Annotated in this window: 22 protein-coding genes; 14 read left to right on the top strand and 8 right to left on the bottom strand. The window is 69.6% G+C overall.

Annotated elements, in window-relative coordinates; all coding sequences use genetic code 11:
• Nucleotides 1–120: 120 nt before the first annotated feature.
• Both ACIBO2_RS41300 and ACIBO2_RS41305 read left to right on the top strand, forming a co-directional pair.
• Nucleotides 121–1,434, top strand: a complete 1,314-nt coding sequence (locus ACIBO2_RS41300) for a hemolysin family protein (protein ID WP_358546083.1) — start codon at nt 121–123, stop codon at nt 1,432–1,434.
• Nucleotides 1,431–2,450 (top strand): hemolysin family protein, encoded by a 1,020-nt coding sequence (locus ACIBO2_RS41305; RefSeq protein ID WP_358546085.1) that lies wholly within the window; start codon nt 1,431–1,433, stop codon nt 2,448–2,450. The genes ACIBO2_RS41300 and ACIBO2_RS41305 overlap by 4 nt, the downstream gene beginning before the upstream one ends.
• Nucleotides 2,451–2,456: 6 nt before the next feature.
• Here ACIBO2_RS41305 and ACIBO2_RS41310 read toward each other — a convergent pair whose 3' ends face one another.
• The 6 genes from ACIBO2_RS41310 to ACIBO2_RS41335 all read right to left on the bottom strand — a co-directional run bounded on the left by ACIBO2_RS41310 (nt 2,457) and on the right by ACIBO2_RS41335 (nt 9,385).
• On the bottom strand, nt 2,457–2,894 hold the full coding sequence (locus ACIBO2_RS41310; protein ID WP_358546088.1) for a hypothetical protein: 438 nt from the start codon (nt 2,892–2,894) through the stop codon (nt 2,457–2,459).
• Nucleotides 2,895–3,004: 110 nt separating this feature from the next.
• Nucleotides 3,005–4,270 carry an amidohydrolase family protein gene (locus ACIBO2_RS41315; protein ID WP_358546090.1) on the bottom strand — a complete coding sequence of 422 codons (1,266 nt, stop codon included), beginning with the start codon at nt 4,268–4,270 and terminating at the stop codon, nt 3,005–3,007.
• The gene (locus ACIBO2_RS41320) at nt 4,267–5,076 is read right to left on the bottom strand and encodes an ABC transporter ATP-binding protein (protein WP_358546092.1); all 810 of its coding nucleotides are present in this window, start codon (nt 5,074–5,076) and stop codon (nt 4,267–4,269) included. The genes ACIBO2_RS41315 and ACIBO2_RS41320 overlap by 4 nt, the downstream gene beginning before the upstream one ends.
• Entirely contained in the window at nt 5,069–6,775 is a 1,707-nt protein-coding gene (locus tag ACIBO2_RS41325; RefSeq protein ID WP_397303914.1) for a dipeptide/oligopeptide/nickel ABC transporter permease/ATP-binding protein, read from the bottom strand. Before ACIBO2_RS41325 ends, ACIBO2_RS41320 begins: the two co-directional genes overlap by 8 nt.
• Nucleotides 6,762–7,817, bottom strand: a complete 1,056-nt coding sequence (locus ACIBO2_RS41330) for an ABC transporter permease (RefSeq protein ID WP_358546097.1) — start codon at nt 7,815–7,817, stop codon at nt 6,762–6,764. The genes ACIBO2_RS41325 and ACIBO2_RS41330 overlap by 14 nt, the downstream gene beginning before the upstream one ends.
• A 26-nt stretch (nt 7,818–7,843) precedes the next feature.
• Nucleotides 7,844–9,385 (bottom strand): ABC transporter substrate-binding protein, encoded by a 1,542-nt coding sequence (locus ACIBO2_RS41335; protein WP_358546099.1) that lies wholly within the window; start codon nt 9,383–9,385, stop codon nt 7,844–7,846.
• 251 nt (nt 9,386–9,636) lie between these two features.
• Between ACIBO2_RS41335 and ACIBO2_RS41340 the strand changes: the two genes are divergently transcribed.
• The 3 genes from ACIBO2_RS41340 to ACIBO2_RS41350 all read left to right on the top strand — a co-directional run bounded on the left by ACIBO2_RS41340 (nt 9,637) and on the right by ACIBO2_RS41350 (nt 13,152).
• Nucleotides 9,637–10,647, top strand: a complete 1,011-nt coding sequence (locus ACIBO2_RS41340) for an Lrp/AsnC family transcriptional regulator (protein ID WP_397303915.1) — start codon at nt 9,637–9,639, stop codon at nt 10,645–10,647.
• A gap of 144 nt (nt 10,648–10,791) precedes the next feature.
• Nucleotides 10,792–12,045 (top strand): amidohydrolase, encoded by a 1,254-nt coding sequence (locus ACIBO2_RS41345; protein WP_397303916.1) that lies wholly within the window; start codon nt 10,792–10,794, stop codon nt 12,043–12,045.
• A gap of 285 nt (nt 12,046–12,330) precedes the next feature.
• Nucleotides 12,331–13,152, top strand: coding sequence for an SAM-dependent methyltransferase (locus ACIBO2_RS41350; protein WP_397303917.1), 822 nt, complete (start codon nt 12,331–12,333; stop codon nt 13,150–13,152).
• A gap of 2 nt (nt 13,153–13,154) precedes the next feature.
• Here ACIBO2_RS41350 and ACIBO2_RS41355 read toward each other — a convergent pair whose 3' ends face one another.
• Nucleotides 13,155–13,997 carry a helix-turn-helix domain-containing protein gene (locus ACIBO2_RS41355; RefSeq protein WP_397303918.1) on the bottom strand — a complete coding sequence of 281 codons (843 nt, stop codon included), beginning with the start codon at nt 13,995–13,997 and terminating at the stop codon, nt 13,155–13,157.
• Between the two features lie 315 nt (nt 13,998–14,312).
• Between ACIBO2_RS41355 and ACIBO2_RS41360 the strand changes: the two genes are divergently transcribed.
• The 5 genes from ACIBO2_RS41360 to ACIBO2_RS41380 all read left to right on the top strand — a co-directional run bounded on the left by ACIBO2_RS41360 (nt 14,313) and on the right by ACIBO2_RS41380 (nt 18,791).
• A complete protein-coding gene (locus ACIBO2_RS41360) occupies nt 14,313–14,969 on the top strand; it encodes an NAD-dependent epimerase/dehydratase family protein (protein ID WP_358546111.1) in 657 nt (218 codons plus the stop codon).
• 76 nt (nt 14,970–15,045) lie between these two features.
• Nucleotides 15,046–16,119 carry an LLM class flavin-dependent oxidoreductase gene (locus ACIBO2_RS41365; RefSeq protein ID WP_397304027.1) on the top strand — a complete coding sequence of 358 codons (1,074 nt, stop codon included), beginning with the start codon at nt 15,046–15,048 and terminating at the stop codon, nt 16,117–16,119.
• 25 nt (nt 16,120–16,144) lie between these two features.
• Nucleotides 16,145–16,843, top strand: a complete 699-nt coding sequence (locus ACIBO2_RS41370; protein ID WP_397303919.1) for an FMN reductase — start codon at nt 16,145–16,147, stop codon at nt 16,841–16,843.
• Between the two features lie 91 nt (nt 16,844–16,934).
• On the top strand, nt 16,935–17,720 hold the full coding sequence (locus ACIBO2_RS41375) for a chitosanase (protein WP_358546116.1): 786 nt from the start codon (nt 16,935–16,937) through the stop codon (nt 17,718–17,720).
• A gap of 36 nt (nt 17,721–17,756) precedes the next feature.
• Nucleotides 17,757–18,791: an SDR family NAD(P)-dependent oxidoreductase gene (locus tag ACIBO2_RS41380; protein WP_397303920.1), complete on the top strand. Its 1,035-nt coding sequence runs from the start codon at nt 17,757–17,759 to the stop codon at nt 18,789–18,791.
• A 120-nt stretch (nt 18,792–18,911) separates the two neighbouring features.
• On the opposite strand, the gene ACIBO2_RS41385 is transcribed toward ACIBO2_RS41380, so the two are convergent.
• Nucleotides 18,912–21,143 carry a glycogen debranching N-terminal domain-containing protein gene (locus ACIBO2_RS41385; RefSeq protein ID WP_397303921.1) on the bottom strand — a complete coding sequence of 744 codons (2,232 nt, stop codon included), beginning with the start codon at nt 21,141–21,143 and terminating at the stop codon, nt 18,912–18,914.
• 123 nt (nt 21,144–21,266) lie between these two features.
• On the opposite strand from ACIBO2_RS41385, the gene ACIBO2_RS41390 reads away from it, so the two are divergent.
• Genes ACIBO2_RS41390 through ACIBO2_RS41405 form a run of 4 tightly spaced genes read left to right on the top strand, consistent with a single transcriptional unit; the run spans nt 21,267 to nt 25,397 of the window.
• Nucleotides 21,267–22,286 carry a LacI family DNA-binding transcriptional regulator gene (locus tag ACIBO2_RS41390; RefSeq protein WP_397303922.1) on the top strand — a complete coding sequence of 340 codons (1,020 nt, stop codon included), beginning with the start codon at nt 21,267–21,269 and terminating at the stop codon, nt 22,284–22,286.
• Between the two features lie 11 nt (nt 22,287–22,297).
• Nucleotides 22,298–23,524 (top strand): extracellular solute-binding protein, encoded by a 1,227-nt coding sequence (locus ACIBO2_RS41395; RefSeq protein WP_397303923.1) that lies wholly within the window; start codon nt 22,298–22,300, stop codon nt 23,522–23,524.
• Nucleotides 23,524–24,531, top strand: a complete 1,008-nt coding sequence (locus ACIBO2_RS41400; protein WP_397304028.1) for a carbohydrate ABC transporter permease — start codon at nt 23,524–23,526, stop codon at nt 24,529–24,531. Before ACIBO2_RS41395 ends, ACIBO2_RS41400 begins: the two co-directional genes overlap by 1 nt.
• On the top strand, nt 24,528–25,397 hold the full coding sequence (locus ACIBO2_RS41405) for a carbohydrate ABC transporter permease (RefSeq protein WP_358546128.1): 870 nt from the start codon (nt 24,528–24,530) through the stop codon (nt 25,395–25,397). Before ACIBO2_RS41400 ends, ACIBO2_RS41405 begins: the two co-directional genes overlap by 4 nt.
• Nucleotides 25,398–25,475 lie beyond the last annotated feature (78 nt).

Here is a 25,475-nt window from a genome sequence, read left to right on the forward strand (position 1 = left end):
CGTCGCGCCGCGTTGACGTCCACCAGGTGCCGGTCGTCGCGCCGCGTTGACGTCCACCAGGTGCCGGTCGTCGCGCCGCGTTGGCTTCCACCAGTCCTTCACCGGTGCTAGCTTTCGCCCGTGATCCTGAATGTGGTCTTTCTGCTCGGGGCGCTGGCCTTGATCGTGGCCAACGGGATCTTCGTCGCGGCGGAGTTCTCCCTGGTGACGGTCGAGCGCGTACGGGTCCACCAGCTGGCCGAGTCCGGAGACCGGGGCGCGCAGGGGATCGAGGCCGCGGTGCGGCGGCTGTCGTTCCACCTGTCCGGGGCGCAGCTGGGCATCACCGTCACGTCGCTGCTGCTGGGCGTCGTGTCCGAGCCCGCCATCGCCGGCCTGCTGGAGCCGCTTCTGGGCGGCGTCCCCGCCGCTCCTGGCGTCGCCGTCGCCCTGGCGATCGTCATCTCCACGGTGGCGCAGATGGTCCTGGGCGAGCTGGTGCCCAAGAACGCCGCCCTGTCGAGGCCGATGGCCGTGGCCAGGATGGCGACGCCGCCGCAGCGGGTGTTCTCCGCCGCGTTCGGGCCGCTGATCAAGCTGTGCAACGCGGTGGCCAACGGCATCGTCCGATGGCTGGGGGCCGAGCCGCAGGAGGAGCTCGCCTCGGCCCGCTCCCCCGAGGAGCTGAGCCTGCTCGTACGCCTGTCGGCGGAGGCGGGGGCGCTCCAGCCGAGCACGGCCGCCATGCTCCAGCGGGCCCTGCGCTTCGGTGGCAAGATCGCGGCGGAGGCCATGACCCCCCGTACGGACTGCGTGACCATAGCCGGATCCACCAGCGTCGCCGAGTTCCTCAGGCTGGCCCGCCGCACCCGGCATCTGCGCATCCCCGTATGCGGTACGGAACTGGACGATATCCTCGGCGTGGCGAGCGTGCCGCGCGCGTGCGCGGTGCCGGAGCAGGAGCGGGAGCGGACGCCGGTGTCCGCGATCGTCCGGCCGGCGGTTCAGGTGCCCGAGTCGGTGAGCCTGGAGGTGGTCCAGGAACGGCTCAGCTCCACGGGCGTCGAGATGGCCGTGGTGATCGACGAGTACGGCGGCTTCGCGGGCGTCGTCACCGCGGAGGACCTGGTGGAGGAGCTGATCGGCGACATCGCCGACGAGTACGACCTGCCGGAGGAGGAGTCGGCGGAGCCCGAGGCCGCGCTGCTCGCGCCGGGCGCCTCGGTGAGCGTGCCGGCCGTGCTGACGGCGGACGAGGCCGAGGAACGTACGGGCTTCCGCATGCCCGAGGGGCCCTACGAGACGCTCGCGGGGCTGGTGCTGGCCCGGCTCGGCCGCATCCCCGATCCGGGTGACGAGGTGGAGGTGGGCGGGTGGACGCTCCGGGTGGAGGCCATGCGTAGCCGGCGGATCGAGCAGGTCACCCTCACCGCGCCGAGGCGGGAGCATCCGTGACCATCGGCGACGGCTTGGCCCTGGTGCTGCTCCTGGCGGTCAACGGGTTCTTCGTGGGCGCCGAGTTCGCCCTCATCTCGGCGCGCCACACCCAGCTCGAGCCGCAGGCGCGGGCGGGTTCGCGCCGGGCGCAGGCGGTGCTCGCCGCCATGAACACGGTGCCCAAGATGCTCGCCGCGGCCCAGCTGGGCGTGACGCTGGCCTCGCTGATGCTCGGCGCGTTCGGCGAACCGGTGGTGTCGCGGGCGGTGGAGCCGCTGTTCGCGGCCGTGGGGCTGCCCGAGAAGATGGTGCATCCGGTCGCCTTCACGCTGGCGCTGCTCCTGGTGGTGTCCGCGCACGTGATCATCGGGGAGATGGTGCCGAAGAACCTGGCACTGTCCGGCCCGGACACGGCGGCGCTGTGGCTGGTGCCCCCGTTGTTCGTTCTGGCCCGGGCGATCGGCCCGGTGCTGACGTTGATCCAGGCCATGGCGGGCGCGGCGCTGCGGTTGCTGCGGATCCCGCCGGCCGACGAGATCCACACCGTCTACACCTCGGCGGAGCTGCCGGTGCTGATCGAGGAGTCCCGCCGGCACAAACTGCTGCGGCAGGACGAGCGGGACCGGATGATCGCCACGCTCGCGCTGCAGGCCCGGCCGGTCCACACGGTCATGGTGCCCATCGGCGAGGTGGTGAGCGTCCCCGCGACGATCGACAGCCTCGGGCTGCAGGAATACTCGGGCCGCCACGGGCATTCCCGCTTCCCCGTGCACGGTGACAGCCCCGCCGAGCTGCGCGGCTACCTGCACGTCCTGGACGCGCTCAACGGGCACGGAACCCGTCAGCCGCTGCCGATCCGCGCCCTGCCGCTGATCGCCGGCACGGCGACGCTCGCGGACGTCCTGGCGACCATGCGTCAGCGCCGCGCCCAGCTCGCCGCCGTGACCGGCGACAAGGGGCAGGTGCTCGGCGTGGTCACCCTGGACGACGTGCTCAGCGGGATAGTTCGCCAGCCTTCCAGAGGCCCTTCATGACGATATTCACGGCATCTTGTACTCCGCGGCCTTGCCGCAGTAGCTGACCCCGATCGGCGAGCTGCTGAACCGGCACACCTGTACGACCACGCGATCGATGGCGGCGACCCCCGCCGGATCCGAGAGCCAGAAGGAGAGCGGGACCTGGGCGTCGTCCGCCTTGTAGGTCTCCGAGTCGACGAGGGTGGTGCCGTTGTAGGCGTTGAAGACGGCGCGGGAGTACATGCCGTCCCGAGAGCAGGGCGAGAGGGCGGCGTCATCGGACAGATACCCGTCGACCTTGACGGTCGGCCAGTCCAGCGTCCCTTCGGTGATCCCGCGAAGGCATGAGTCGCCGGAGTCGGCGTGGAACCTCACCGCCGCCTGGGCCGACGCCACGGGCTGGACCGTCAGCGGAGCGGCGGCGACCAGGGCGACCAGCGCCAGGTGAACAGGTAAACGCATGCGATTTGACCCTTCCCTGTCATGGTGATCCGAGCCCTCATCGTGAACGACAGATCCGGGCCGCGCCACCCCCTCACGGCGGTGCGTGCCATGGCCGAGCAGGCTCCCGCTCAGCGGGACAGCCCGTCGGCCTTCCCGAGCTTGTTCATGACGTCGTCCTTCATGACGACGCCCGCCTGCATCACGATCTCGATGTGCGCGGGATCGGCCAGCGCGTGGATGTCGCGCAGCGGATCGGCGTCGGTGACCACGAGGTCGGCGAGCTTGCCCGTCTCCAGCGTGCCCACCTCGTCGGAGATGCCGAGCGCCTCGGCCCCGGTCCGGGTACCGGCGACGAGGGCGTCCATCGGGGACATGCCGAGCTCGACGAGATGACCGAGCTCGCGCAGGTTCCGCGCGTGCGGGCAGACCCCGGCGTCCGTGCCCAGGGCGATCTTGGCCTTGCGCGCGATCGCGTGACCGATGTTCTTCTTGGTGATCTCGGACCACTTCACCTTCTTGGCGTAGTGGTAGGGCTGCATCTTCTCCTTGTCGATCGCGAACACGGTCGACAGGGTCGGGACGAGGAAGGCGCCGCGCTCCTCCAGGAGATCGAGTCCTTCGTCGTCGATGCCGTACCCGTGCTCGACGCTGGTCACCCCGCCCCGCAGGGCGGTCAGGATCCCCACGCGCCCCTGCGCGTGCGCGGCGATCGGCTTGCCGCCGTGCCGGTCGAGCTCGTCGACGATCGCCCGTACCTCGTCCAGGCGCAGGCCCTCGTCGTCGGGATGGTCGTGCCTGCTGCCCATGCCACCGCTGGTGCAGATCTTGACGAGGTCGGCCCCCTGGCGGAGCACCCGGCGCGTCGCCCGGCGGACCTCCTCGACGGTGTCGGCCAGCTCGATCAGCTCGGGCACGGTGTAGGCGACCTCTCCGCCGGGCACGTGGAAGTCCCCGTGGCCCGCGGTGTGACTGATCGGGCTCACCGCCAGCTTCAGCCGGGGTCCGGCGATCAGCCCGCGCTCGATCGCCTCGCGAAAGCCTGCGGACAGCCCGCCGAGATCGCGCGCGCTGGTGATGCCCGCTTCGAGCGTCTCCCGGATCCGCGCGGCGGACTCCAGGTGGATCAGCGCCGGATCGTTCTGGAGGCGGTGGTAGGGCCCGTTCGCCAGGGCGAACCCCAGATGCACGTGACAGTCGATGAATCCGGGCAGCAGCGTCCGGCCCCGTAGATCGCGTACGTCCGCGTCGCGGCCGTCCGGGGCCTCGGCCGCCCTGCCGACGAACCCGATGACGCCGTCCGAGGTCACCTCCAGCACGCCGTCCTCGATGGGCGGCCCTCCCCTGCCGTCGATGATCCTGACGTTGGTGAGCCGAAGATCGCGCTGCAGCCTCAAGAGGCGTCCTTCCGTGGCCTGGGCCGGATGTCGAAGCCTGGCGCGCCCGGCACCGAGTCGAGCAGGGCGCGGGTGTACTCGTGCCGCGGGCGCTGATAGAGATCCGCCGCCGGGGCCTGTTCGACGATGTCGCCGTGGTAGAGCACCACGACCTCGTCGCTCACGTGCCGGATGACGGCGAGGTTGTGCGAGATGAACACCATGGTCAGATCGAGTTCGCGGCGCAGGCTCGCCAGGAGGTTGAGGATCTCCGCCTGGACCGAGACGTCGAGCGCCGAGGTGATCTCGTCGGCGATCACCACCTCGGGCCGGATCATCAGGCCGCGGGCGATGGCGACCCGTTGCCGCTGCCCTCCGGAGCACTCGTGGGGATAGCGGTCGATGGTGTCGGCCGGCATCCTGACGGTCTCCAGCCAGTGGACGATCTCCTCCTGGTGAGTCTTCACCTTCGCCCGGCGCGGGTCCACGGCCTCGGCGAGCGCCTCGCCGATCGTGCGGCGGGGATCGAGTGAGGAGTAGGGGTCCTGCGGGATCATCTGGACCTTGCGCCGCATCGCCCGGCGGTCCGCGCCGCGTGCGGAGGACACGTGCACGCCGCCGACCTTGACGCTGCCCGCCGTCGGACGGACGAGCCCGACCAGCGCCTTGGCCAGCGTCGACTTGCCCGATCCTGACTCTCCGACGATGCCGACCGTACGGCCCCGGGCGACGTCCATCGAGATGCCGTGCAGGATGCGCGTCGCGTTGCCGCCCCAGCCGTAGCCCACCTCGAGGTCGCGCACCTCGACGGCGATCGCCTCATCCATGCGAGTGCTCCTTCGCGTGCTCCGGGTCGCCGGGCCGGCCGCCCACGGGGCCGTCGATGTCGGGTGCGGCTTCCAGGAGTTTCTTCGTGTACGGGTGGCGGACGGTCTCCACGGCGAGGTCGGCCGCGGCGATCTCCTCCACGATCTCCCCGTGGTACATCACGAGGACGCGGTCGCACAGCGCGCGTACCACCCCGATGTCGTGCGAGATGAACACGATCGAGGCGCCGAACTCGCTGTTGACCCGCTTGAGCTCGCGCAGGATCTCGGCCTGGACGGTCACGTCCAGGGCCGTCGTCGGCTCGTCGGCGATGATCAGGCGCGGCTCGACGGCCAGCGCGGTCGCGATCATCGCGCGCTGCCGCATGCCGCCCGAGAGCTCGTGCGGGTGCTGCTTCATGCGGTGTTCCGGCCTGGTCATCTGGACCACCTTGAGCGCGTCGAGCACACGCTGCCTGGCCGCCTGCGCGCCGAGCCCCTTGTGGGTACGCAGCACCTCGGTGAGCTGACCGCCCATGCGGAGCGCGGGATTGAACGTCGAGCCCGGGTCCTGGTAGATCAGGCTGACCGCCTCCGCCATGAGCGCCGGCGCGACGGGCCGGCGCAGGTCCAGATCGCCGATGGCCATGCGGCCGGCCGTCGAGGTCAGGCCGTCCGGCAGCAACTGCGCGAGCGACATCGCGGTGAGGGTCTTGCCCGAGCCGCTCTCGCCCACGATGCCGACGATCTCACCGCGCCTGATGCCGAAGGAGATGCCCTTGACCAGCGGTTGGTCGCCCGAGTGGATCCACAGGTCGCGGATGTCGGCGAGGTGGTCGCTCTCCGGCGCCGCCTCGTCCGGGGTGGTGGAGGGTGCCGCGCTCCGGCTCGCCATCGTGCGCCCCCGCGGGTTCGCCGCAGCGGCGAGTCCGTCGCCGATCAGGACCGCGCCCAGCCCGGTCAGGATGACCAGGGCCGCCGAGCCCGCCATCTGGAAGGGCCGGCCCGCCAGGAGCGACGGCAGGGCCTCGTTCAGCAGCTTGCCCCAGTCGTAGGAGGGCGACTGGACGCCGAGGCCCACGAACGACAGCGCGGAGATGGCCGTGAGCGTGGCCGCGAACGTCGAGGCCGACAGCACGAGCAGCGGCTCGGCCATGTTGGGCAGCATGTGCCTGATCGCGATCCGGCCGTGGCTGACGCCCAGGAGGCGGGCGGTCGAGACGTACTCCTGCTGGGAGACCTTCGCGGCGAGATTCGCGGTCAGGCGCGCGAAATAGGGAATGCCGGACAGGCCGATGGCGATCACCGCGGAGGAGCCGCCCGCGCCGAGCACGGCCGCCACGACGAGCGCGAGCAAGAGCCCGGGGAAGGCCACCATCGCGTCGATCACCCGCAGACAGATCTCCCTGACCCGGGGCGGTACGAGCCAGACGCCCGTACCCAGGACGACACCGAGGACGACCGCTATGGCCGTCGCGCCGACCGTCATCAGCAGGGTGAGGCGGGTGGCGACCAGGCTGCGCAGCAGCACGTCATGGCCGGCCGCGTCGGTGCCGAGCGGGTGATCGGACGAAGGAGCGGCGAACCGCGGGCCCAGCGCGTTCGCCTGGCCGGCGAACAGGATCGGGGCCAGTACGGCGATCAGCACGACGCAGCCCAGCACGCCCAGGCCGAGCACGAGACCGGGGTTCCAGCGGCGCGAGCGGCTACGTGGAGACATGTGACCCCCCGAGGGTCCGTGGGTCGATCAGTCCGAGCAGGACGTCTACGAGGAGGTTGATGATCGCGGTGATCATGCCGATGACGAGGACCATGCCTTGGATGACCGGATAGTCGCGGTCGAGGATGGCCTTGATGATGCCGCTGCCGAGGCCCGGCAGCGCGAACACCGATTCGATGATGATCGCGCCACCGACCATGCCCGTCAGGATCAGCCCGCTCAGGGTGAGCGTGGTGGTGAGCAGGTTCGGCAGCGCCCAGCGGACGTGACGCCGCAGGGCGGGCAGCCGCCAGCCCCGGGCCGTCCGCATGTAGTCGGTCTCCAGCACGACCGCCATCTCGCGACGGACGACACGGGAGATGGTGCAGATCGGGCCGATCGCGATGGCCACGACCGGGAGCACGAACGACGCGGCCCCGAAGCGGGGTGTGTAGGCCGGCGGGAACAGCGGCACCAGCCCGATGCCGAGCGCGAACGTCACGACCAGGAACGACGCCATGATGTAGCCGGGAATCGAATCCAGGAAACCGGTGACCATGCCGAAGGCCACGTCCAGCCACTTGCGCCGGCCGCCACGCGTGAGCACCCCGACGACCATGCCCAGCGGGACCGAGATCACCAGGACCACGAGGATGCCGGTCACCGCGATGGTCGCGGTGAAGGGCAGGCGGTTCACGATGAGCGACGACACCGGCTGCCGGTACATGAAGGACGTACCGAGGTCCCCGGAGAGGACGCCGCCCACGTGGTCGAGGAATCGCTCCCAGATCGGGCGATCGAGTCCCAGCTCTCCCCTGATGCGCTGGATGTCGGCGAGGTCGGCGTTGGCGCCGGCGATGCCGACCGCCGGATCACCGGGGATGAGCTGGACGATCAGGAACGACACGACCAGCAGCGCGACGAAGATCACCACCAGGCTGGCGAGCCGCCGCACGGCGAACCGGAGCCAGGCGGAGGAGATCCGCGCCGGACGCTGCCGCGCTCCGGTCAGGGGGTCCGGTGGGGGGACTCCCAGAGCACGCGTGGAATCGAGAGAGGCCATTACTGACGCGCCTTCCGGCTGTTTGCTTATTTGACGATGCGGAGCGTGGCGGGGTCGAGGTAGTCGTCGAAGGTCCGGATGTCGAACCCGGCGGCGGCGACCGTGGTGGCGGGCAGGGTCGCCAGCGGGATCGCGTCGACCCGCTCCAGGAACGACTTCTGCGCGGACTGCAGGGCCGAGCACTGCGCGTTACGGTCGATCTCGCTCATCGCCTTGGTGACGAAGCCGTACCCCTCCTTGTTGGGCTCGCCCGTCTTGTTGCGGCCGCCGTCCTCGGTGGCCGGGCCCATCACCCGCAGCAGGGAGGAGGTGAGGACGCCCAGCTGGTTGTTGTCGCCCTGGACGTTGATGTCCCAGTCCTTGCCGCCGGCCGTGGTCAGCGTGGCCCAGTTGGCGTTGTCGAGGGAGTCGACGGTCACGGTGGCGCCGGCGTTGCGCAGCGCCTCGGCGATGTAGTCGTTGCCGCTCTGCAGCAGGGTGGTGCCGACGATGCGGAAGCGGACCCCGGTCAGCTTCTTGCCGGCGGCGGCGGCATCCTGGGCGACCAGCAGCGACTTGTCGGTGTTGACGCAGGCCAGCTTGGCCGACCCGACCGACAGGATCGTGCTGCCGCGCTTGCCGCTGATGATGTCGCTGAAGGCCTGGGCGTCGATGGCCTGGGCCACCGCGGTGCGCAGTTCCGGCTTGTCCGCGAACACCGTCCCCGGACGCTCGTTGAACAGCAGGTACGTCGTGGTGTTCGAGGCGACCGACGAGGTGAACCCCTTGTTGCCGTCGAAGCGGGCCACGTTCTCGTCGCTGACCGTCCCGACGTCCAGGCTGCCGGCCAGCAACTGGGTGGCGATCGTCGCGTAGTCGGTGATCGGCGTGAGGATCACCTGCTTGGCGGCCTCGCCCGTCAGCGGCTTGGCGAACTTCGGCCAGGCCGCGTAGCCCTCGCGCAGCGACAGCTGGTAGGACACCGCCGGCTGCGAGGCCGTCAGGGAGTAGGGGCCGGAGAACGCGCCGGCGACCTTGCCCGCCGCGAGCCCCTTGGTGTCCTTCAGGCCCGCCGGGCACACGATCCCGGCCTGCGGCAGGGTGAGCCCGGTGAGGAAGTCGGACCACGGAGCCGACAACTCGGCTTTCACCGTGCCCGCCTTGTCATCGGGGGTGAACGTCGCGGTGGCCCCGCCCAGGGCCAGCGTACGGCCCGAGGAGCTCGTCTCCTTGGCCGCGAAGCGCGTCAGTGAGGCCGCCACCACGGTCGGCGTGATCGGCGAACCGTCCGAGCAGTTGAGCCCGCTGCGGATGGTGAGCGTGTAGTGCGCGGCGTCCTCGGCGGTCCACGAGGACGCGATCCCGCCCGCGAGGGTGTTGCCCGCGTCTTTGCGTACCACTGTGTCGAACAGCAGGCGCGCCACGGTGAAGTCGTCGCCGCCCTTGGCGAGCGCCGGGTCGAAGGTCGCCGGATCGGTGTTCAGCGACATGTTGATGGTGTCGGTGGTTCCCCCACCGGCACCACAGCCGACCGCGCCCAGCGCGACCGCGGCCGTCACCGACAGCGCAAGAATCGATTTGCGATACACCAATCCTCCAGGTCCAACCGCGAAAGGAATGGCGTGAGCTTAGGTTCTGCGTGCTACGTGGCGGGTTTTCGCGACCCACTTTGCACGGAATTGAGGGATAAGGCGGGTCGGGTGCACGATCCTTCCGGAAAGGCCGCCTACCGCAGGTTTCCCGCGTGTTACCGGCACACGATGCTTACTTGATCTTGTGGTGACATCTGCGGAGGTGCCCGATCGTGGGGGGGACCTGGCCTTTCCTGCATGATGGACGGATGGTGGACGGGCTGGACTTTCAGATCATCAACGCGCTCCAGATCCACCCTCGGGTCACTTGGGCGCAACTGGGGAGGATTCTTAGGGTTGATCCTTCGACGATTTCTCGTCGCTGGTCGGCGCTCACCCACGAGCGGCAGGTGTGGACGAGTTGCTTCGAGGCCGACGGGCAGCGGTCCCATGGGCGAGAGATCTCGGCTCTGGTCGAGATCCGGTGCGCCCCCGGCCGACGCGTCGACGTGATCGCCGAACTCGGCCGACAGGGACCCATTTTCAGCGTGCACTGCACCTCGGGTCCCCGCGATCTCTACATCATGGTCTCGACGCACACCCTGCTGTCCATGGACCGTTACATCGATGAGCACATCGCCGTGATCCCCGGCATCGTCGGCACCCAGACGCACTATCTGCGGCGGATCTTCCTCGAAGGATCGGGCTGGCGGCTCAACGCGCTGTCCGACCAGCAGGTCGAGGCGTTGCGCCTGCTCCGGCCGTCCGAACCACCCGAACACCGCAAGCCCATCCACCGCGACGTGATCACCGCGCTCAGCACGGACGTACGCCGGACGGCCGCCGACATGCAGCGAGAGCTGGGCCGTTCGATCTCGGTGATCTCCCGGGACATCGACGCGCTGCTCGCCGCGGACTGGGTCAGATGGCGCGTCGACTTCGCGCACACCCTCATGGGCTGGTCGGCCGCGGCGGTGCTGTGGCTCGACGTCCAGCATTCCGAGCTGGAGCGCCTCGTCTCCATGCTCCGGTCGCTGGAGAATGTACGGATGTGCGCGTCGGTGACCGGCGCCACCAATCTGGCGGTCTTCCTCTGGTTGCGCGATCTCCAGGAGCTGGACGAGATCGAGGGCAAGCTGGCCTCGCTGTTCCCGAAGGCGCCGATCAAGGACCGATGGATCGTGCCAAGGATCGCCAAGCGCACCGGCTACATCCTCGACCTCGACAGCCGGCGCCTGCGTTACGTGCCGGTCGGCGGTCAGCCGGTATTCGAGGACTAGCTCGACGCGACTTCGTGCGGACCATGCTCGGAAATTTGGTGTTTCGTGCAGGATCGCGCGCGATCGACCCCGCTCCGCGGTGCCTTCCCTAGCCTGAGCGAGGCGGCCGTCCGGCCGTCGATCATCGTGGCGAGAAGGGGTCTTGTGGACTTCGAGCAGCTCAGGGCGCTTCGGCGAGAAGTGCACCGCAATCCGGAACCCGCGTTCGTGGAGATCGGGACAGCGGCCCGGATCAAACAGGCCATCGACGGCCTGCCGGTGCGCGTCCTGACCGGGAAGGACGCCCACGACCTCTCCCCCGTCGTGAACTACCCGTCACCGCAAACGCTCGACGAGTGGGAGGCTCGCGCGGTCGCGTCCGGCGTTCCCGCCGAAAGCGCCAGATACTTCCGGGAGAACGGCACCGCGATGGTCGTCGATCTGGCCGGCGACCGGCCGGGCCCCCGATGGGGCCTGCGGATCGACATCGACGCGCTGCCGATGCGCGAATCAGACGATCCCGCTCACTTCCCGGTCGCGAACGGCTTCGCCGCGACGAACGGCGCGATGCACGCGTGCGGCCATGACGCGAACGTGGCCATGGGCGTGGGCCTGCTGCACCGTCTCGCCGACCGCGACTTCGCCGGCTCCCTGCGGATCCTGTTCCAGCCCGCGGAAGAGGGCGTACGGGGCGCGCAGACGATGATCGACGCCGGGGCCGCAGACCCGATCGACACCATGCTCGCCGTGCACATGGCGGGCGAACTGGCCCTGGGCTCGGTCGTGGGCAGCTTCACCGGCGGCATGGCCACCCGCAAGCTGAAGGTCGACTTCACCGGCAGGGCCTCCCACGCCGCCGGTTCGCCGGAGACGGGCCGCAACGCGCTGCTCGCCGCCGCCATGGCCGCACTGGGGATCATGGCGATCCCGCGCTTCAGCTCCGCGGACACCCGGCTCAACGTCGGCACGCTCGTCGCCGGCGACGGAGTGAACATCGTGCCGTCCGCGGCGGTGCTGACCTGCGAGGCGCGCGCCACCGATGACGAGGTCGTCGACGAGTTGGTGGACCGGATCCGGGCCGTCGTGGAAGGAGCCGCCCGCACGCAGGGTGTCGAGGTGACGCTGGCCGTGATGGGCCAGTCCTCGACCGTGTCCCCTGACGACGAGGTGATCGACCGCATCGTCGAGGTGGCCGGTGCGCTGCCCGAGGTGGCGGAGGTGATCAGGACCCAGGCGTTCGCCGGGAGCGACGACGCGAACCTGCTGATCCGGCATGTGCAGCGGCGCGGGGGCAAGGGCGCGTACCTGATGATCGGCGGCGCCAGCCCCGGGCCGCACCACAGCGCGAACTTCGACGTGGTGGAGGAGGCGATCCCGATCGGCATCGACATCCTCGCCTCGCTGATCCGCCAGAATTGAGCGTCGCTTCTCTGGAGTACGGGTTGTGCCGCCTGGCCCGCGGGCCCGGCGGCACCTGACTGAGTGCCCCGCGCGGCGTGTGACAGTTGCGCCAACCCCCGGGAATCAGTCAAGATCGGTTCATCTGCGCACGGTTCTGGGCAGAAAGCGCCAACCAGACATCTGTCTTAAGCGGCAACTTTTATCTGGAAGGTTAGGAGATCCCGCTTTAAGGCGTGACAGCGCGACGAGACGCCAGGACACTCAGCTTAGATATATATAAGCGACAAAAGAGGAGACGATGTCGTGGCGGATGAATCCTTCGACAACGATCCCGCACTCCCCTCCAAGATCGACGCCGACAAGCCGCATCAGGCCCGGGTGTGGAACTATTGGCTGGGCGGAAAGGACAACTACCCGGTAGATCGCGAGCACGCAGAGCAACTCCGGCAGATCTATCCGGGAATGGAGGATATCGCCCGCCACGCCCGCGCGTTCCTGGGCCGCGCCGTCCGCTATCTGGCGGAGGACGCCGGCATCCGGCAATTCCTGGACATCGGCACCGGGCTGCCGACGGTCGACAACACCCATGAGGTCGCCCAGCGGGTGGACCCGTCCTGCCGCATCGTCTATGTCGACAACGATCCCCTGGTGCTGGTGCACGCCCAGGCGCTGCTGGCCAGCGACCCTCGGGGCGCCTGCGACTACATCGAGGCCGATGTGCGCGAGCCGGCCGCCATCCTAGAGTTCGCGGCCAAGACGCTGGACTTCAGCCGGCCGACCGCGCTCATGCTCCTCGGCGTGATGGGCACGATCTTCGACGACGACCAGGCGCACGCGCTGACGCGGCAACTGCTGGACGCCCTGCCGTCGGGCAGCTACCTGGTGTTCGAAGACGGTACGAACACCATCAAGCCCGACGCGGCCGCGGAGGCCGGACGGCTCCACGACGAGGAGCAGTCATACTCCTACCGCCTGCGCACCCCGGACGAGATCGCCCGGTTCTTCGACGGCCTGGAGCTGGTGGATCCGGGCGTCGTCTCCGTCTCCCGGTGGCGGGTGGAGTCCTCGGTGTTCGGCGTGCCCGACGAGGTGGACGCGTTCTGCGCCGTGGCCCGCAAGCCGTAGCCCTACGGGATGCCGTCGATCTCCTCGTCGATCTCCTCGATGATCTTGTTGATGATCCTCGGGGTCGCGGCCGACGGCTGCGCGTGGATGCCCAGCTCGTCCATCAGGTGCTGGTACGGGTGCACGTCGGATGCCCTGGTGAGATATTGCGCGCTGGCGATCTGCTCGAGGTAGACCACGTCGTCGAGCTCGGCCTGGGCGAAGCGCAGCATGGTGATCGGACCGACCCCGCCGATGTGACCGCAGTAGCTGAACGGAAGCACCTGGATGGTGACGTGCGGCAGCTTCGCCATCTCCTTGAGGTGCTCGAGTTGCCCGCGCATCGTGGCGCCGTCTCCGACCCGCCGGCGCAGGGCCGCCTCGTCCAGCACCACCCAGAGCTTGGGCGCCATGGGCCGCGACAGGATCCGCCGGCGGCGCGTCCGGAGCGCGAGCCGGCGCTCGATCGCCTCGGGCGGGCAGCCCGGGTGTCCGCAGGTGATCACCGCGCGGGCGTAGTCCTCGGTCTGGAGCAGGCCGGGGACGTATTGGACCTCGTACGTACGGATCATCGCCGCGTCCTGCTCCAGCCCGAGGTAGTCCTCGAACCAGTCGGGCACCACATCGCGGTATTCGTGCCACCAGCCGGGCGCGTTGGCCTGCTTGGTCAGCGAGAGCACGGCCTCGCGCTCGGCCTCCTCGACCACGCCGTAGAGGGTGAGCAGGTCGGCCACGTCGCGCAGCTTGAAACTGGTCCGCCCGCATTCCAGGCGGCTGATTTTGGAATGCGAACCCCGGATGGCGTATCCCGCGGCTTCACGCGTGATCTCCCGCGACTCGCGCAGCCGGCGTAGTTGCCTCCCCACCAATATCCGCAGCGCTGTCGGCCCGGACTGACGAGTCTCCCAACCTGGAATTTCGGTCAGGTCGTCAATATTCCGAGCATTCGGCATATACGCTCCTAGATCGGAAACTGTGGCAGTCTGACGCATCGACAATCCTGCCACGCTAGCCAGCTCCGCCGCCACGAGCCAGGTTAATAGCGGAAATACCAGGTCACGGGATGGGCACAGCGCCTGGCTACCTTCTGGCCACCGTTTGACCGCGGCCGGACCGGCCCCTGACCACTGCCGGTCTGGCTCCGGCCGGCCGATAGCATTCGGGCTGGGAACGGAATTCGCATGAAAGTCATCATCTTCGGCGCCACCGGCATGGTCGGGCAGGGCGTACTCCGGGAGTGCCTGGCCGACGACCGGGTGACGGCCGTGCTCACGGTCGGCCGCACCCCCACCGGGCATGCCCATGACAAGCTGCGCGAGCTCGCGCATCCGGATCTGCTCGACCTCACGCCGATCGAGGCCGAGTTGTCCGGCTACGACGCGTGCTTCTTCTGCCTCGGTGTCTCCTCGGCGGGCATGAGCGAGAAGGACTACCGGCGCGTCACGTACGGCTTCACGCTGGCGGCCGGCGAGACGCTGGCCAGGCTCAACCCCGGCTCGGCGTTCGTCTACGTGTCCGGGGTGGGCACCGACGCGCACGGGCGGGCGATGTGGGCCCGGGTCAAGGGCCAGACAGAGAACGCGCTGCTGGCCCTGCCGTTCAAGGCGTACGTGTTCCGGCCCGGCTACATCCAGCCCATGCACGGCGTCACCTCGCGGACGACCTGGTATCGGCTGGCGTACGTGGTGACGGCGCCCTTCTACCCGATACTGCGGCTGCTCTTCCCCACGGCGGTGACCACGACCGAGCGGATCGGCCGGGCCATGATCACCGTCGCGGCCCAGGGTGCGCCGAAGCGGATCCTCGGGCCGCTGGAGATCAACGCCCTCCAAGGCTGACCCGCGCGGAATAACCTCGGACCGTCCGCTGCTTGGGTGGTCGTTGAACTTTCAATAGTAAGAGGAGATGAACGATATGCAGTTCGGGATCTTCAGCGTGGGCGACGTGACCACGGACCCCACCACCGGCAGGACGCCGACGGAGCATGAGCGCATCAAGGCGATGGTGGCCATCGCGGTCAAGGCCGAGGAGGTGGGGCTGGACGTGTTCGCGACCGGCGAGCATCACAACCCGCCGTTCGTGCCGTCCTCCCCAACCACCATGCTGGGCTACATCGCGGCCAAGACCGAGCGGCTCACGCTGTCCACGGCCACGACGCTGATCACGACCAACGACCCGGTCAAGATCGCCGAGGACTTCGCGATGCTGCAGCACCTGTCCGACGGCCGGGTCGACCTGATGCTGGGCCGGGGCAACACCGGGCCCGTCTACCCGTGGTTCGGGCAGGACATCCGGCAGGGCATCCCGCTGGCCGTCGAGAACTACGCGCTGCTCCACCGGCTCTGGCGCGAGGACGTCGTCGACTGGGAGGGCCGTTTCCGCACGCCGCTGCAGGGTTTCACGGCCACGCCCCGGCCGCTGAACGGGGTGCCGCCCTTCGTGTGGCACGGCTCGATCCGCAGCCCGGAGATCGCCGAGCAGGCCGCCTACTACGGTGACGGGTTCTTCGCCAACAACATCTTCTGGCCGAAGGAGCACTTCATCCGGCTGATCACCCTCTACCGCCAGCGGTACGCCCATTACGGGCACGGCACGCCGGAGCAGGCCATCGTGGGGCTCGGCGGGCAGGTGTTCATGCGGAAGAACTCGCAGGACGCGGTGCGCGAGTTCCGCCCGTACTTCGACAACGCCCCCGTGTACGGGCACGGCCCGTCGCTGGAGGAGTTCACCGAGGAGACGCCGCTCACGGTGGGCAGCCCGCAGCAGGTCATCGACCGGACGCTGACGTTCCGGGAGTCGTTCGGTGACTATCAGCGGCAGTTGTTCCTGATGGACCACGCGGGGCTGCCGCTGAAGACGGTCCTGGAGCAACTCGACATCCTCGGGGAGGAGGTCGTGCCGGTGCTGCGCCGCGAGTTCGCGGCGAACCGGCCCGCCGACGTGCCCGACGGTCCCGTCCACACCACCCGCGACCGTCAGACCGCCTGACATGGAGAAGATCGGAGGAGAGTCCATGAAGCTCGTCGTCGTCACGGCGGGTCTGACCCAGCCGTCGTCCACCCGCCTGCTCGCCGACCGCCTGACCGAGGCGACCGTGCGGCGACTCGCCGAGCGGCCGACTGAGGTGACTGTGCGGGTGATCGAGTTGCGTGATCTCGCGGTCGACATCGCGAACAACTTCGTCACCGGCTTCCCCGGCGCCCGGCTGCGCGCGGCGATCGAGGCGGTGACGGAGGCCGACGGCCTGATCGCGGTCACGCCCGTCTTCAGCGCCTCCTACAGCGGCCTGTTCAAGTCGTTCTTCGACATCATGGACCCTGCCTCGCTGGTGGGCAAGCCGACGCTCATCGCGGCGACTGGCGGCACGCCACGGCACTCGCTGGTATTGGACCACGCGCTGCGGCCGCTGTTCGCGTACCTGAGGGCCATGGTGGCGCCGACCGGCGTCTACGCGGCGTCGGAGGACTGGGGCGGCGGCGGTGACGACTTCGCGGACGGCCTGGCGGAGCGGATCGACCGCGCCGCGACCGAACTGGCCGACCTGCTGAGCAGCCGTACGCCGGCACCCACTGGGACCGCGCTCGGCGACGCGGTCGGCGACACGGTCGGCGACACGGTCAGCAGCAGGCCGCGCCGAGGGCCGGGCCGCCAGCCGGAGCCGGAGCTGGATGTCGTGCCGTTCGAGCAGCAACTCGCCGCACTACGCCGATAAGGGGCCCAATTTCACAACAAAAGCCCCGAACGTTGACTCCTGTGAGTATGGTTCGTTAGGAAGCTTTCCTAACGAAGAGCAGGAGATCACGTTGCTCCGAACCACTCTCGTCACACTGGTCACCTTAGCCACCACTCTCGCGCTCACGGGCACCAGCCAGGCCGCGGTCGACCTCACCGATCCGCACAAGAAGGACATCGCCATGCAGCTGGTGTCCAGTGCCGAGAACTCCACGCTCGACTGGAAGTCCCAGTACGGCTACATCGAGGACATCGACGACGGCCGCGGCTACACGGCCGGGATCATCGGATTCTGCTCCGGCACCAGCGACATGCTGGCGCTCGTCGAGCTCTACACCAACCGCAAGCCGGGCAATGTCCTGGCCAAGTACCTCCCCGCCCTCCGCAAGGTCAACGGCAGCGACTCGCACGCGGGCCTCGACCCGAACTTCACCAAGGACTGGAAGACCGCCGCCAAGGACACCGCCTTCCAGACGGCGCAGAACGACGAGCGCGACCGCGTCTACTTCAACCCGTCGGTCAGCCAGGCCAAGACGGACGGACTGCGGGCGCTGGGCCAGTTCATCTACTACGACGCGATCGTCATGCACGGCCCCGGCACCGACAAGCTGAGCTTCGGCGGCATCAGGAAGACCGCGATGTCCAAGGCCAAGACCCCCGCGCAGGGCGGCAACGAGACGACGTACCTCAACGCGTTCCTGGACGCCCGAAAGGCCGCGATGAAGGCCGAGGAGGCGCACGAGGACACCACCCGCGTCGACACCGAGCAGCGGGTCTTCCTCAAGAACGGCAACCTCGACCTGAATCCGCCGCTGACCTGGAAGGTGTACGGCGACAGCTACACGATCAAGAGCTAATAGACGTACGGCCCGCGCCTCTGCCACGCTCTGATCATGACCCGTGCTGGGACGATCTTATTGACAGGGGCGACGGGCGGCATCGGCTCGGCCATCGCCACGACGCTGCTGGACGCGGGCTACCGGGTCCTGGCCCTGGTACGCGACCCGGCCCGCCTGAGCGAACTCGCCGCCTCAGGCGAACTCGCCACATCGGGCGGACTCGCCACATCGGGCGAACTCGCCACCGTGGACCGACCGGCCGGGCCCAATGCCATGGACGAGGTCACCGGACCTGACGGCACGGACCGGATCGCCGGGCCTGATGCCATGGATGGGATCGCAGGGCTGGGCGAGATCACCCCGGTCGCGGCGAATCTCCCGTGGCCGGAGATCATGACCCCGGCCGTACCGTCCGCCGCCGTCGCCGCTGCCGGGAGCGCTCCCGCAGCGGCCACCCCCACGGTCACACCCGCCGAGGTCACTCCCGCCGAGGTCAGGCCCACCACCATCACGCACCTCGATGTAACGCCCGCCGGTTTCACCCCCGGCAGTGTCATCGCCATCGTGGCGGACCTGGCCCGGCCGGAGACGCTGGCCGCCGCGCTGCCGCCCATCGGGGAGTTGGACGGGTTCGTACACTGCGCGGCCATCGCCGAGGTGACGACGACCGCGGACAGCACGGTGGAGCTGTGGCGCGACACGTTGAACGTCAACGTCGCCTCGGCCGCCGAACTGCTGCGCCTCCTCCTGCCCGCCCTGCGCAGGAGCCGCGGCCGGGTGGTCCTCATCAACGCCGCGCCCGGTCTGAGCCCCACCGGCTGGCCTGCCTACGCGGCCAGCAAGGCGGCACTGCGCGAGCTGGGCGACGCCGTACGGGACGAGGAACAGCCCCATGGCATCCGGGTCACCACGATCTACCCGGGGGCCACGGCCACCGAACTGCTGCGCAAGGTCCGGACCGACTTCGGCTCGCCGTACGACCCCGACCGGTGCCTACCCCCGGCCGCGGTCGCCTCCATGGTCCTGACGGCCCTCACCGCCCCACCGCGAGCCCACCTCGCAGAGCTCTCCGTCCTCCCGGCCCCCTGACTCTCTGGCCCACTGGCCCCTCTGGGCCCACTGACCGTCAAGGACGCGGCCGGACCGGACGCAGCCGCCGGTCGGCGAGGGAACCGCAGCCCCACCGACCCCTCAAGGCCCACTGCCCCCTCACAGCCCCCTGACCGGCAGGCCGGGCTCGGTGACTTCGACCGACAGTTCGGGGTCGGCCACCTCGACCGACAGGCCAGGTGGGAGGCCCGTTACCTGGACTCCGCCTGACCGGTCGATCGACACGGTGACGTCGGCGCCCGCCACCCGCAGGCCGCGCACCGTGACCGCGCCGAGCGGGGCCCCCGCCAGAGGACGCACCAGGACCTTGCCGCCCGGCACGTCCGGATACAGGCCCACAGCCGTGTGCAGCAGCGTCACGGCTGCGGCGGCCGACCACGCCTGGGGACGGCAGGCGGCCGGGTAGGCCACCGGCTGGCCGACCGTGTCCCGGTCGTCGCCCGCGTGCAGCTCGGGCAGGCGGTAGTCGAAGCCCTCCGCCGCCGTCAGCAGGCCCCGCGCCAGCTCCGCCGCCAGCCGGCCATGACCGGTCCTGGCGAGTCCGGCGATGACGATGGCGGTGTCGTGCGACCAGACGGACCCGCAGTGGTAGGACAGCGGGCTGAACGCGCCGTCGTCCGCCGACATCGTCCGCAGCCCGAAGGCGCCGGACATCGCCGGGGTGCCCAGCAGCTCCGCCACCCTCGCCTCCTCCCCCGGCGACAGCAGTCCGGTGCCGAGGAGGTGGCCGATGTTGCTGGTCAGCGAGTCGACCGGCCGTTTGTCGCGGTCAAGGGCCAGCGCGGGAAAACCGCTCTCCCGGCCCGCCACCGACGCGGGAGGACCGCTCTCCCAGCTCCTGACCGACGTGGGATGGCCACTTCCCCCAGGCGCGAGATGACCACTCCCCCGCTCGGTGGCAGGCGCGGGGTGGGTGACCCAGAAGCGGGCGCGGAAGCGGTCGGCCATCGTGCCCGCGTAGTCCAGCCACCGCTCAGCCCCCTTCCGCCCGAACGCCGTCAGCAGGGCGGCCCCCTGGTGGGCGGCGGCGCAGGCGTACCCCTGGACCTCGGCCAGCGCGATGGGCGGCTCCGCCTGGCGGCCGTCGCGGAAGCGAACGGCGTCGCCCGAGTCCTTCCACCCCTGGTTGGCCAGGCCGTGGCCGGTGGAGTCGATGTACTCCAGGAAGCCGTCCCCGTCCGGGTCCGCGTGGTCGCCGAGCCAGCCGAGCGCCGCCTCCAGAGCGGGGAGCAGGGGCTCGATCTGGGCGGTGGGCATGCCCCAGCGCCAGGCGTCGTGCAGCAGGCCGATCCAGAGCGGGGTGGCGTCGATGGTGCCGTAGTAGGCGGCGGGCAGCCGCAGGTCGCCGCCGCTGTGCTCGTGGCGGCGCAGCTCATGCATGATCTTGCCGGGCGCCTCACCGGTGGCCGGGCCGACGTGGGTGCCCTGTCGTCTGGCCAGTACGCGCAGAGTGCTCGCCGCCAGGTCGGTGCCCAGGGGCAGGAGCATCCTGGCGGCCCAGAGGCTGTCGCGCCCGAACAGCGTCAGGAACCACGGCACCCCCGCCCCCAGGAACGTGTCACCCGGCTCACCGGTCTCGGCCAGCCGGAGGGAGCGCAGGTCTTCGAGCGAGCGGGCCGCCAGCCGTACGAGGCGGGCGTCGTCGGCCGTCACCTGCGGGACGTTCCACTCCAGCGGCTTGACCGGCGCGGTCACCACCGCCTCGGGGTCGTCGATCACGACGGCCCACCGCAGCGTGACGCGCTCGCCGGGCGCCAGCGCGACCTCCCACCGAAACCGCCCTTCGGTCTCCGGCTCGGCCGTGGCGTTCTCGGCGGTCGCCCGTACGCGGATGCGGCCGGACCGCCACTCCAGGCAAGCGCCATCGGTTGACGAGGCGGGCGTGACGGCGGCCGGAGGGGCGCTGCCGCCGGACTTCACCAGCTCGATCGGGGCGAAGTCGCAGCTCAGGTCGAGGGTGACGGTGGCCGTCACCGGGCGGGTGGCGGTGGAGGCGATCTCGATGAGCTCCGCCATCCGTCCGGGCGCGACCTCGCGGGTACGGTCGACGCGGACCGTGGGGTCGGCGATCGGGTCGCCCAGCCAGCGGACCAGCGACACGAACCTGGTACGGCCGGCGGCCTGCGCCGCGTGCCCCACCGCCTCCGGTTCCCTGCCGTCCACGGCCAGCTTCACCTGCGACAACGCCCTCGCGTCCGCATGGAAGAGGCCCTGCACCCCGGCCGCCCTGATCTGCCCGTCGGTCCCGCTCAGCGCGGTCGTCGGTGCCAGGACGGTGCTCACGAGGTCGTGCAGCAGCGGTTGCAGGCGGTGCGTGGCTTGGTCGAGCACGAGCGGCCCCCAAAATCTTGACAGGCGAATCATCCAAGGGAGATAGTTCGTAACACTCCGTTTACTTGAACGATCCAATCCTGCCATACCGCCGTTTGAACGTTCAAACCATTAGAAAGCGACATGATGCCCGAAAAGGTGACGATCGCCGACGTCGCGCGGCGTGCCAACGTCTCCCGGCAGACCGTCTCGAACGTCCTGAACTCCCCCGACCTCGTCCGCGAGGAGACGCGTGAGCGCGTACGGCAGGCGGTCGAGGAGCTCGGCTACCGGGTGAACCAGGCCGCGCGCCGCATGCGGACCGGCCGGTCACGGCTCCTGGCCGTCCGGATCGAGCAGACCCAGGATGGCATGAACGTGTTCGACCGGTTCCTGCACGGGCTGACCGAGTCGGCGGCCAAGGCGGGGTATCGGGTGATCCTCTACTCGGCCGACGATGACCAGTCGGAGATCGCCACGTTCGACGACCTGCTCGGGGCGTACGAACCGGATGCGTTCGTCCTGACCGGCACCCATTACGGCGATGTGCGCACCTCGTGGCTGGCCGAGCGGGAGCTGGCGTTCGTCACGTTCGGGCGGCCGTGGGGCATGCCGGAGGGCGGCGACCATCCGTGGGTGGACGTCGACGGCGCGGCCGGTACGGCCGCCGCCACCCGGCACCTGCTCGACGCGGGTCACGGGCGGATCGGTTTCATCGGCTGGCCAGAGGGCTCCGGCGTGGGCGACGACCGCAGGAGCGGCTGGGCCCGGGCACTCGAAGCCGCGAGCCTGACGCCGCGCGCGAAAAACTCCGAAGCGCGCACAAAAGATGGCGAGGCGGGCGTCCTGGAGCGGCGGACCGATGGGTCGGCGGCCGAGGGTGAGACTGCGGCGCGGGAGCTGATCGCCGCCGGCGCCACCGCCCTGGTGTGCGTGAGCGACTCCGTCGCCCTGGGCGCCATGCAGGCCGGGCCGGTGCCCGTGATCGGGTTCGACGACACGCCCGTGGCGGCCGCGATCGGCCTGACCAGCCTGAGCCAGCCGCTGTCGGACGCCGCCGTGCGCTGTGTCCGCGTGCTGACCCGGCTCCTCGAAGACGACAGCCCGGACAAGCCGGATCACGTACTGCTTCAACCCTCCCTGGTCATCCGGCGTACAGCGTGAAAGGAAACGCGATGAAACACCTCCCCCTGGCGACGCTCGCCGTACTGGCGCTGGCCGCGACCGCGTGCGGCAGCGGCTTCGAGGACAAGCCGTCGGCCGCGCCGCAGAGCAGCGGCCCGGCCTCGCTGAAGATCCTCATCGCCTCCTCCGGCGACCCGGAGACGACGGCGGTCAAGCAGGCCGCGGACGCGTGGGCGAAGGCGAGCGGCAACCAGGCCACGGTCACCCCGGCGCAGGACATCCACCAGCAGCTCGGCCAGGCGTTCGCCGGCGGCACCCCGCCCGACGTCTTCTATGTGGACGCCTCGCGGTTCGCCGACTACGCCAGTGTCGGCGCGCTGGAGCCGTACGGGGACAAGATCTCGAACCCGGACGACTTCTACCCGAGCCTGCGCACCACCTTCACCCGGGACGGCAAGTTCTACTGCGCGCCGAAGGACTTCTCCACGCTGGCGCTGATCGTCAACGACGGCCTGTGGAAGAAGGCGGGCCTGGCGGCGGCCGACGTGCCGACCACGTGGGAACAGCTCACCGAGGCGGCCGGCAAGCTCAAAGCCAAGGGCATCACCCCGCTGGCGATCGGCGACACCCGCGACCGGATCGGCGCGTTCATGGTGCAGGCGGGCGGCTGGATCACCAGCGCCGACGGCAAGCAGGCCACCGGCGACAGCCCGGAGAACCTCAAGGCCCTGGAGTACGTCAAGACCCTGCTCAAGGACAAGCTGGCCCAGTCCCCCAAGCAGCTCGGCGCGGAGTGGGCCGGTGAGGCGTTCGGCAAGGGCAAGGCCGCGATGACGATCGAGGGCAACTGGATCAAGGGCGCGCTGAAGGCCGACTACCCCGACATCCAGTACACGGCCCACCCGCTGCCCGCCGGGGCCAAGCAGGGCACGCTGTCGTTCACGAACTGCTGGGGCATCGCGGCCAAGAGCGCCAACAAGACGGCCGCGATCGCCTTCGTCGAGGCGATGACCAAGGCCGACCAGCAACTCGCGTTCGCCAAGGCGTTCGGGGTCATGCCGTCGCGGCAGTCGGCCAAGGACGCCTACGTCAAGGAGTTCCCCGCGGACACGGCGTTCGTGGACGGCGCCGCCTACGCCCAGGGCCCGGTCAACGCCGCCAAGATGGACAGCGTCCTGTCCGACTTCGACGCCGGGCTCCAGCAGCTCACCTCGCAGGACCCGAAGGCGCTGCTGGCCAGACTGCAGAAGAACACGCAGTCCGCGCTGGGCGAGTGATGCGCCGCAACCGGGCCAAGGACGACGTGACGGGGTGGCTGTTCGTCGCGCCGGTCGTGGTGATCCTCGGGGTGTTCCTGCTGCTGCCGATCCTGATGGCGATGTGGGTCAGCCTCACCTCGTGGAACGGCCAGGGCAGCCCGTTCAAGAGCGGCGTGCCGTTCGTCGGGCTGGAGAACTACGGCCGGCTGTTCACCCGTGACGACCTGGCCCGCGAGAACTTCATGATCAGCGTCCGGAACAACGCCTACTACGTGGCGATCGTCGTACCGCTGCAGACGGCGCTGGCGCTGGGCCTGGCCCTGATCGTGAACAGCCGCCTGCTCAAGGGCAAGTCGTTCTTCAGGAGCGCGTTCTACTTCCCGTCGGTCACCAGCTCGGTGGCGATCAGCGTGGTGTTCCTGTTCATCTTCAGCAACTCCGGGGCGCTCACGCAGCTGCTCGGCTTCTTCGGCATCCAGGGGCCGCAGTGGTTCTCCGACGCCAGAGGGATCATCCACCTGCTGCTCGGCATGGACACGCCGCCGGCGGCGCTCGCCGGGGCGGGGCCGTTCGGCCTGTCGTGGTGGGAGTGGCTGTCCGGGCCGAGCGTGGCGATGTGCGCGATCATCGCGCTGGTGGTGTGGACGACGTCGGGCACGTTCATGCTGATGTTCCTGGCGGCGTTGCAGGACATCCCGGTGACGCTGGAGGAGGCGGCCGTGCTCGACGGGGCGGGGCGGTGGCAGCGCTTCCGGTACGTGACGCTGCCGATGCTCAGGCCGACGATGTTCCTGGTGCTGACGCTCGGGACGATCGGGAGCTGGCAGGTGTTCGACCAGATCTACGTCATGAGCAAGGGCGCTCCGGCCAAGACCACGCTGACCCCGGCGTTCCTGTCGTACCGGACGGCGTTCCGGGACTTCGACTACGGGGCTGGGACGGCGATCTCGTTCGTGCTGTTCCTCATCATCGTGCTGCTGACGCTGTTCCAGCGGCGCGTTATGCGGGAGAGGAGGATCTCGTGACGCTCCCGATTCGGGACAGGACGGCGGGGGGTGGGGTGCGCAGGCTCGCGAGCACCTTCACCGGCTACGCGATCCTGATCTTCTTCGCGCTGGTGTTCATCTACCCGTTCGTCATCCAGATCGCGAACTCGTTCAAGACCGAGCCGGACGCGGCCGCCTCACCGCTGTCGCCCATCCCGCAGCCGCTGACGCTGGCGGGGTTCGAGCGAGTGTTCAGCGGCACCGACATGCCGGTGTGGCTGGGCAACTCGCTGCTGGTGACGCTCGTGCTGACGGTCGGGCGGGTGTTCCTCGACTCGCTGGCCGGGTACGCGCTGTCCAGGCTGAGGTTCCGCGGGCGGGCGGCGCTCTTCGGGGCGATCATCGCGGTGATGGCCGTTCCGGGCGTAGTCCTCTTTATCCCGAAATTTCTGGTCCTCAAGCAGTTGGGGATGTATGACAGCTATCTGGCGTTGATCCTGCCGGTCCTCGTGGACGCGGCGGGGGTGTTCATCATGAAGCAGTTCTTCGACTCGATCCCGGCGGGCGTGGAGGAGGCGGCCCGGATCGACGGGGCGGGCGCGTTCCGCACGTTCTGGTCGGTAGTGCTGCCGATGGCGCGGCCTGCGCTGATCACGCTGACGATCATCTCGTTCCAGAGCGCGTGGAACGAGTTCCCGCACACGCTGGTGGCCGTCCAGAACCCGGCGCTGTTCACGCTGCCCCGGGGGCTGGCCGACCTGGTCAGCGGGTCGCTGGGAGGCGGCACGCAGTACCCGCTCAAGCTGGGGGCGGCGCTGCTCGCGACGATCCCGGTGGCGGTGATCTTCGTGATATTCCAGCGCCGCTTCGTCCGCGGCGCCAACGAGGGCAGCGACAAGGGCTGACCAATCGACAAGCACAAACCCTTCTCTTCTCGTACGGCACAGCCGCCCCCACCGCCACCCGCCGCACATGGCTCAGGA

The sequence above is a fragment of the Nonomuraea sp. NPDC050022 genome, assembly GCF_044460705.1.
Classification (GTDB): domain Bacteria; phylum Actinomycetota; class Actinomycetes; order Streptosporangiales; family Streptosporangiaceae; genus Nonomuraea.

Bases quoted from the DNA above. Each gene is read 5' to 3' on its own strand.
- ACIBO2_RS41325 (WP_397303914.1), bottom strand. From the start codon at position 6,775: ATGTCTCCACGTAGCCGCTCGCGCCGCTGGAACCCCGGTCTCGTGCTC.
- ACIBO2_RS41340 (WP_397303915.1), top strand. From the start codon at position 9,637: ATGGTGGACGGGCTGGACTTTCAGATCATCAACGCGCTCCAGATCCAC.
- ACIBO2_RS41390 (WP_397303922.1), top strand. From the start codon at position 21,267: ATGATGCCCGAAAAGGTGACGATCGCCGACGTCGCGCGGCGTGCCAAC.
- ACIBO2_RS41365 (WP_397304027.1), top strand. From the start codon at position 15,046: ATGCAGTTCGGGATCTTCAGCGTGGGCGACGTGACCACGGACCCCACC.
- ACIBO2_RS41395 (WP_397303923.1), top strand. From the start codon at position 22,298: ATGAAACACCTCCCCCTGGCGACGCTCGCCGTACTGGCGCTGGCCGCG.
- ACIBO2_RS41310 (WP_358546088.1), bottom strand. From the start codon at position 2,894: ATGCGTTTACCTGTTCACCTGGCGCTGGTCGCCCTGGTCGCCGCCGCT.
- ACIBO2_RS41400 (WP_397304028.1), top strand. From the start codon at position 23,524: ATGCGCCGCAACCGGGCCAAGGACGACGTGACGGGGTGGCTGTTCGTC.
- ACIBO2_RS41380 (WP_397303920.1), top strand. From the start codon at position 17,757: ATGACCCGTGCTGGGACGATCTTATTGACAGGGGCGACGGGCGGCATC.
- ACIBO2_RS41320 (WP_358546092.1), bottom strand. From the start codon at position 5,076: ATGGATGAGGCGATCGCCGTCGAGGTGCGCGACCTCGAGGTGGGCTAC.
- ACIBO2_RS41360 (WP_358546111.1), top strand. From the start codon at position 14,313: ATGAAAGTCATCATCTTCGGCGCCACCGGCATGGTCGGGCAGGGCGTA.
- ACIBO2_RS41370 (WP_397303919.1), top strand. From the start codon at position 16,145: ATGAAGCTCGTCGTCGTCACGGCGGGTCTGACCCAGCCGTCGTCCACC.
- ACIBO2_RS41330 (WP_358546097.1), bottom strand. From the start codon at position 7,817: ATGGCCTCTCTCGATTCCACGCGTGCTCTGGGAGTCCCCCCACCGGAC.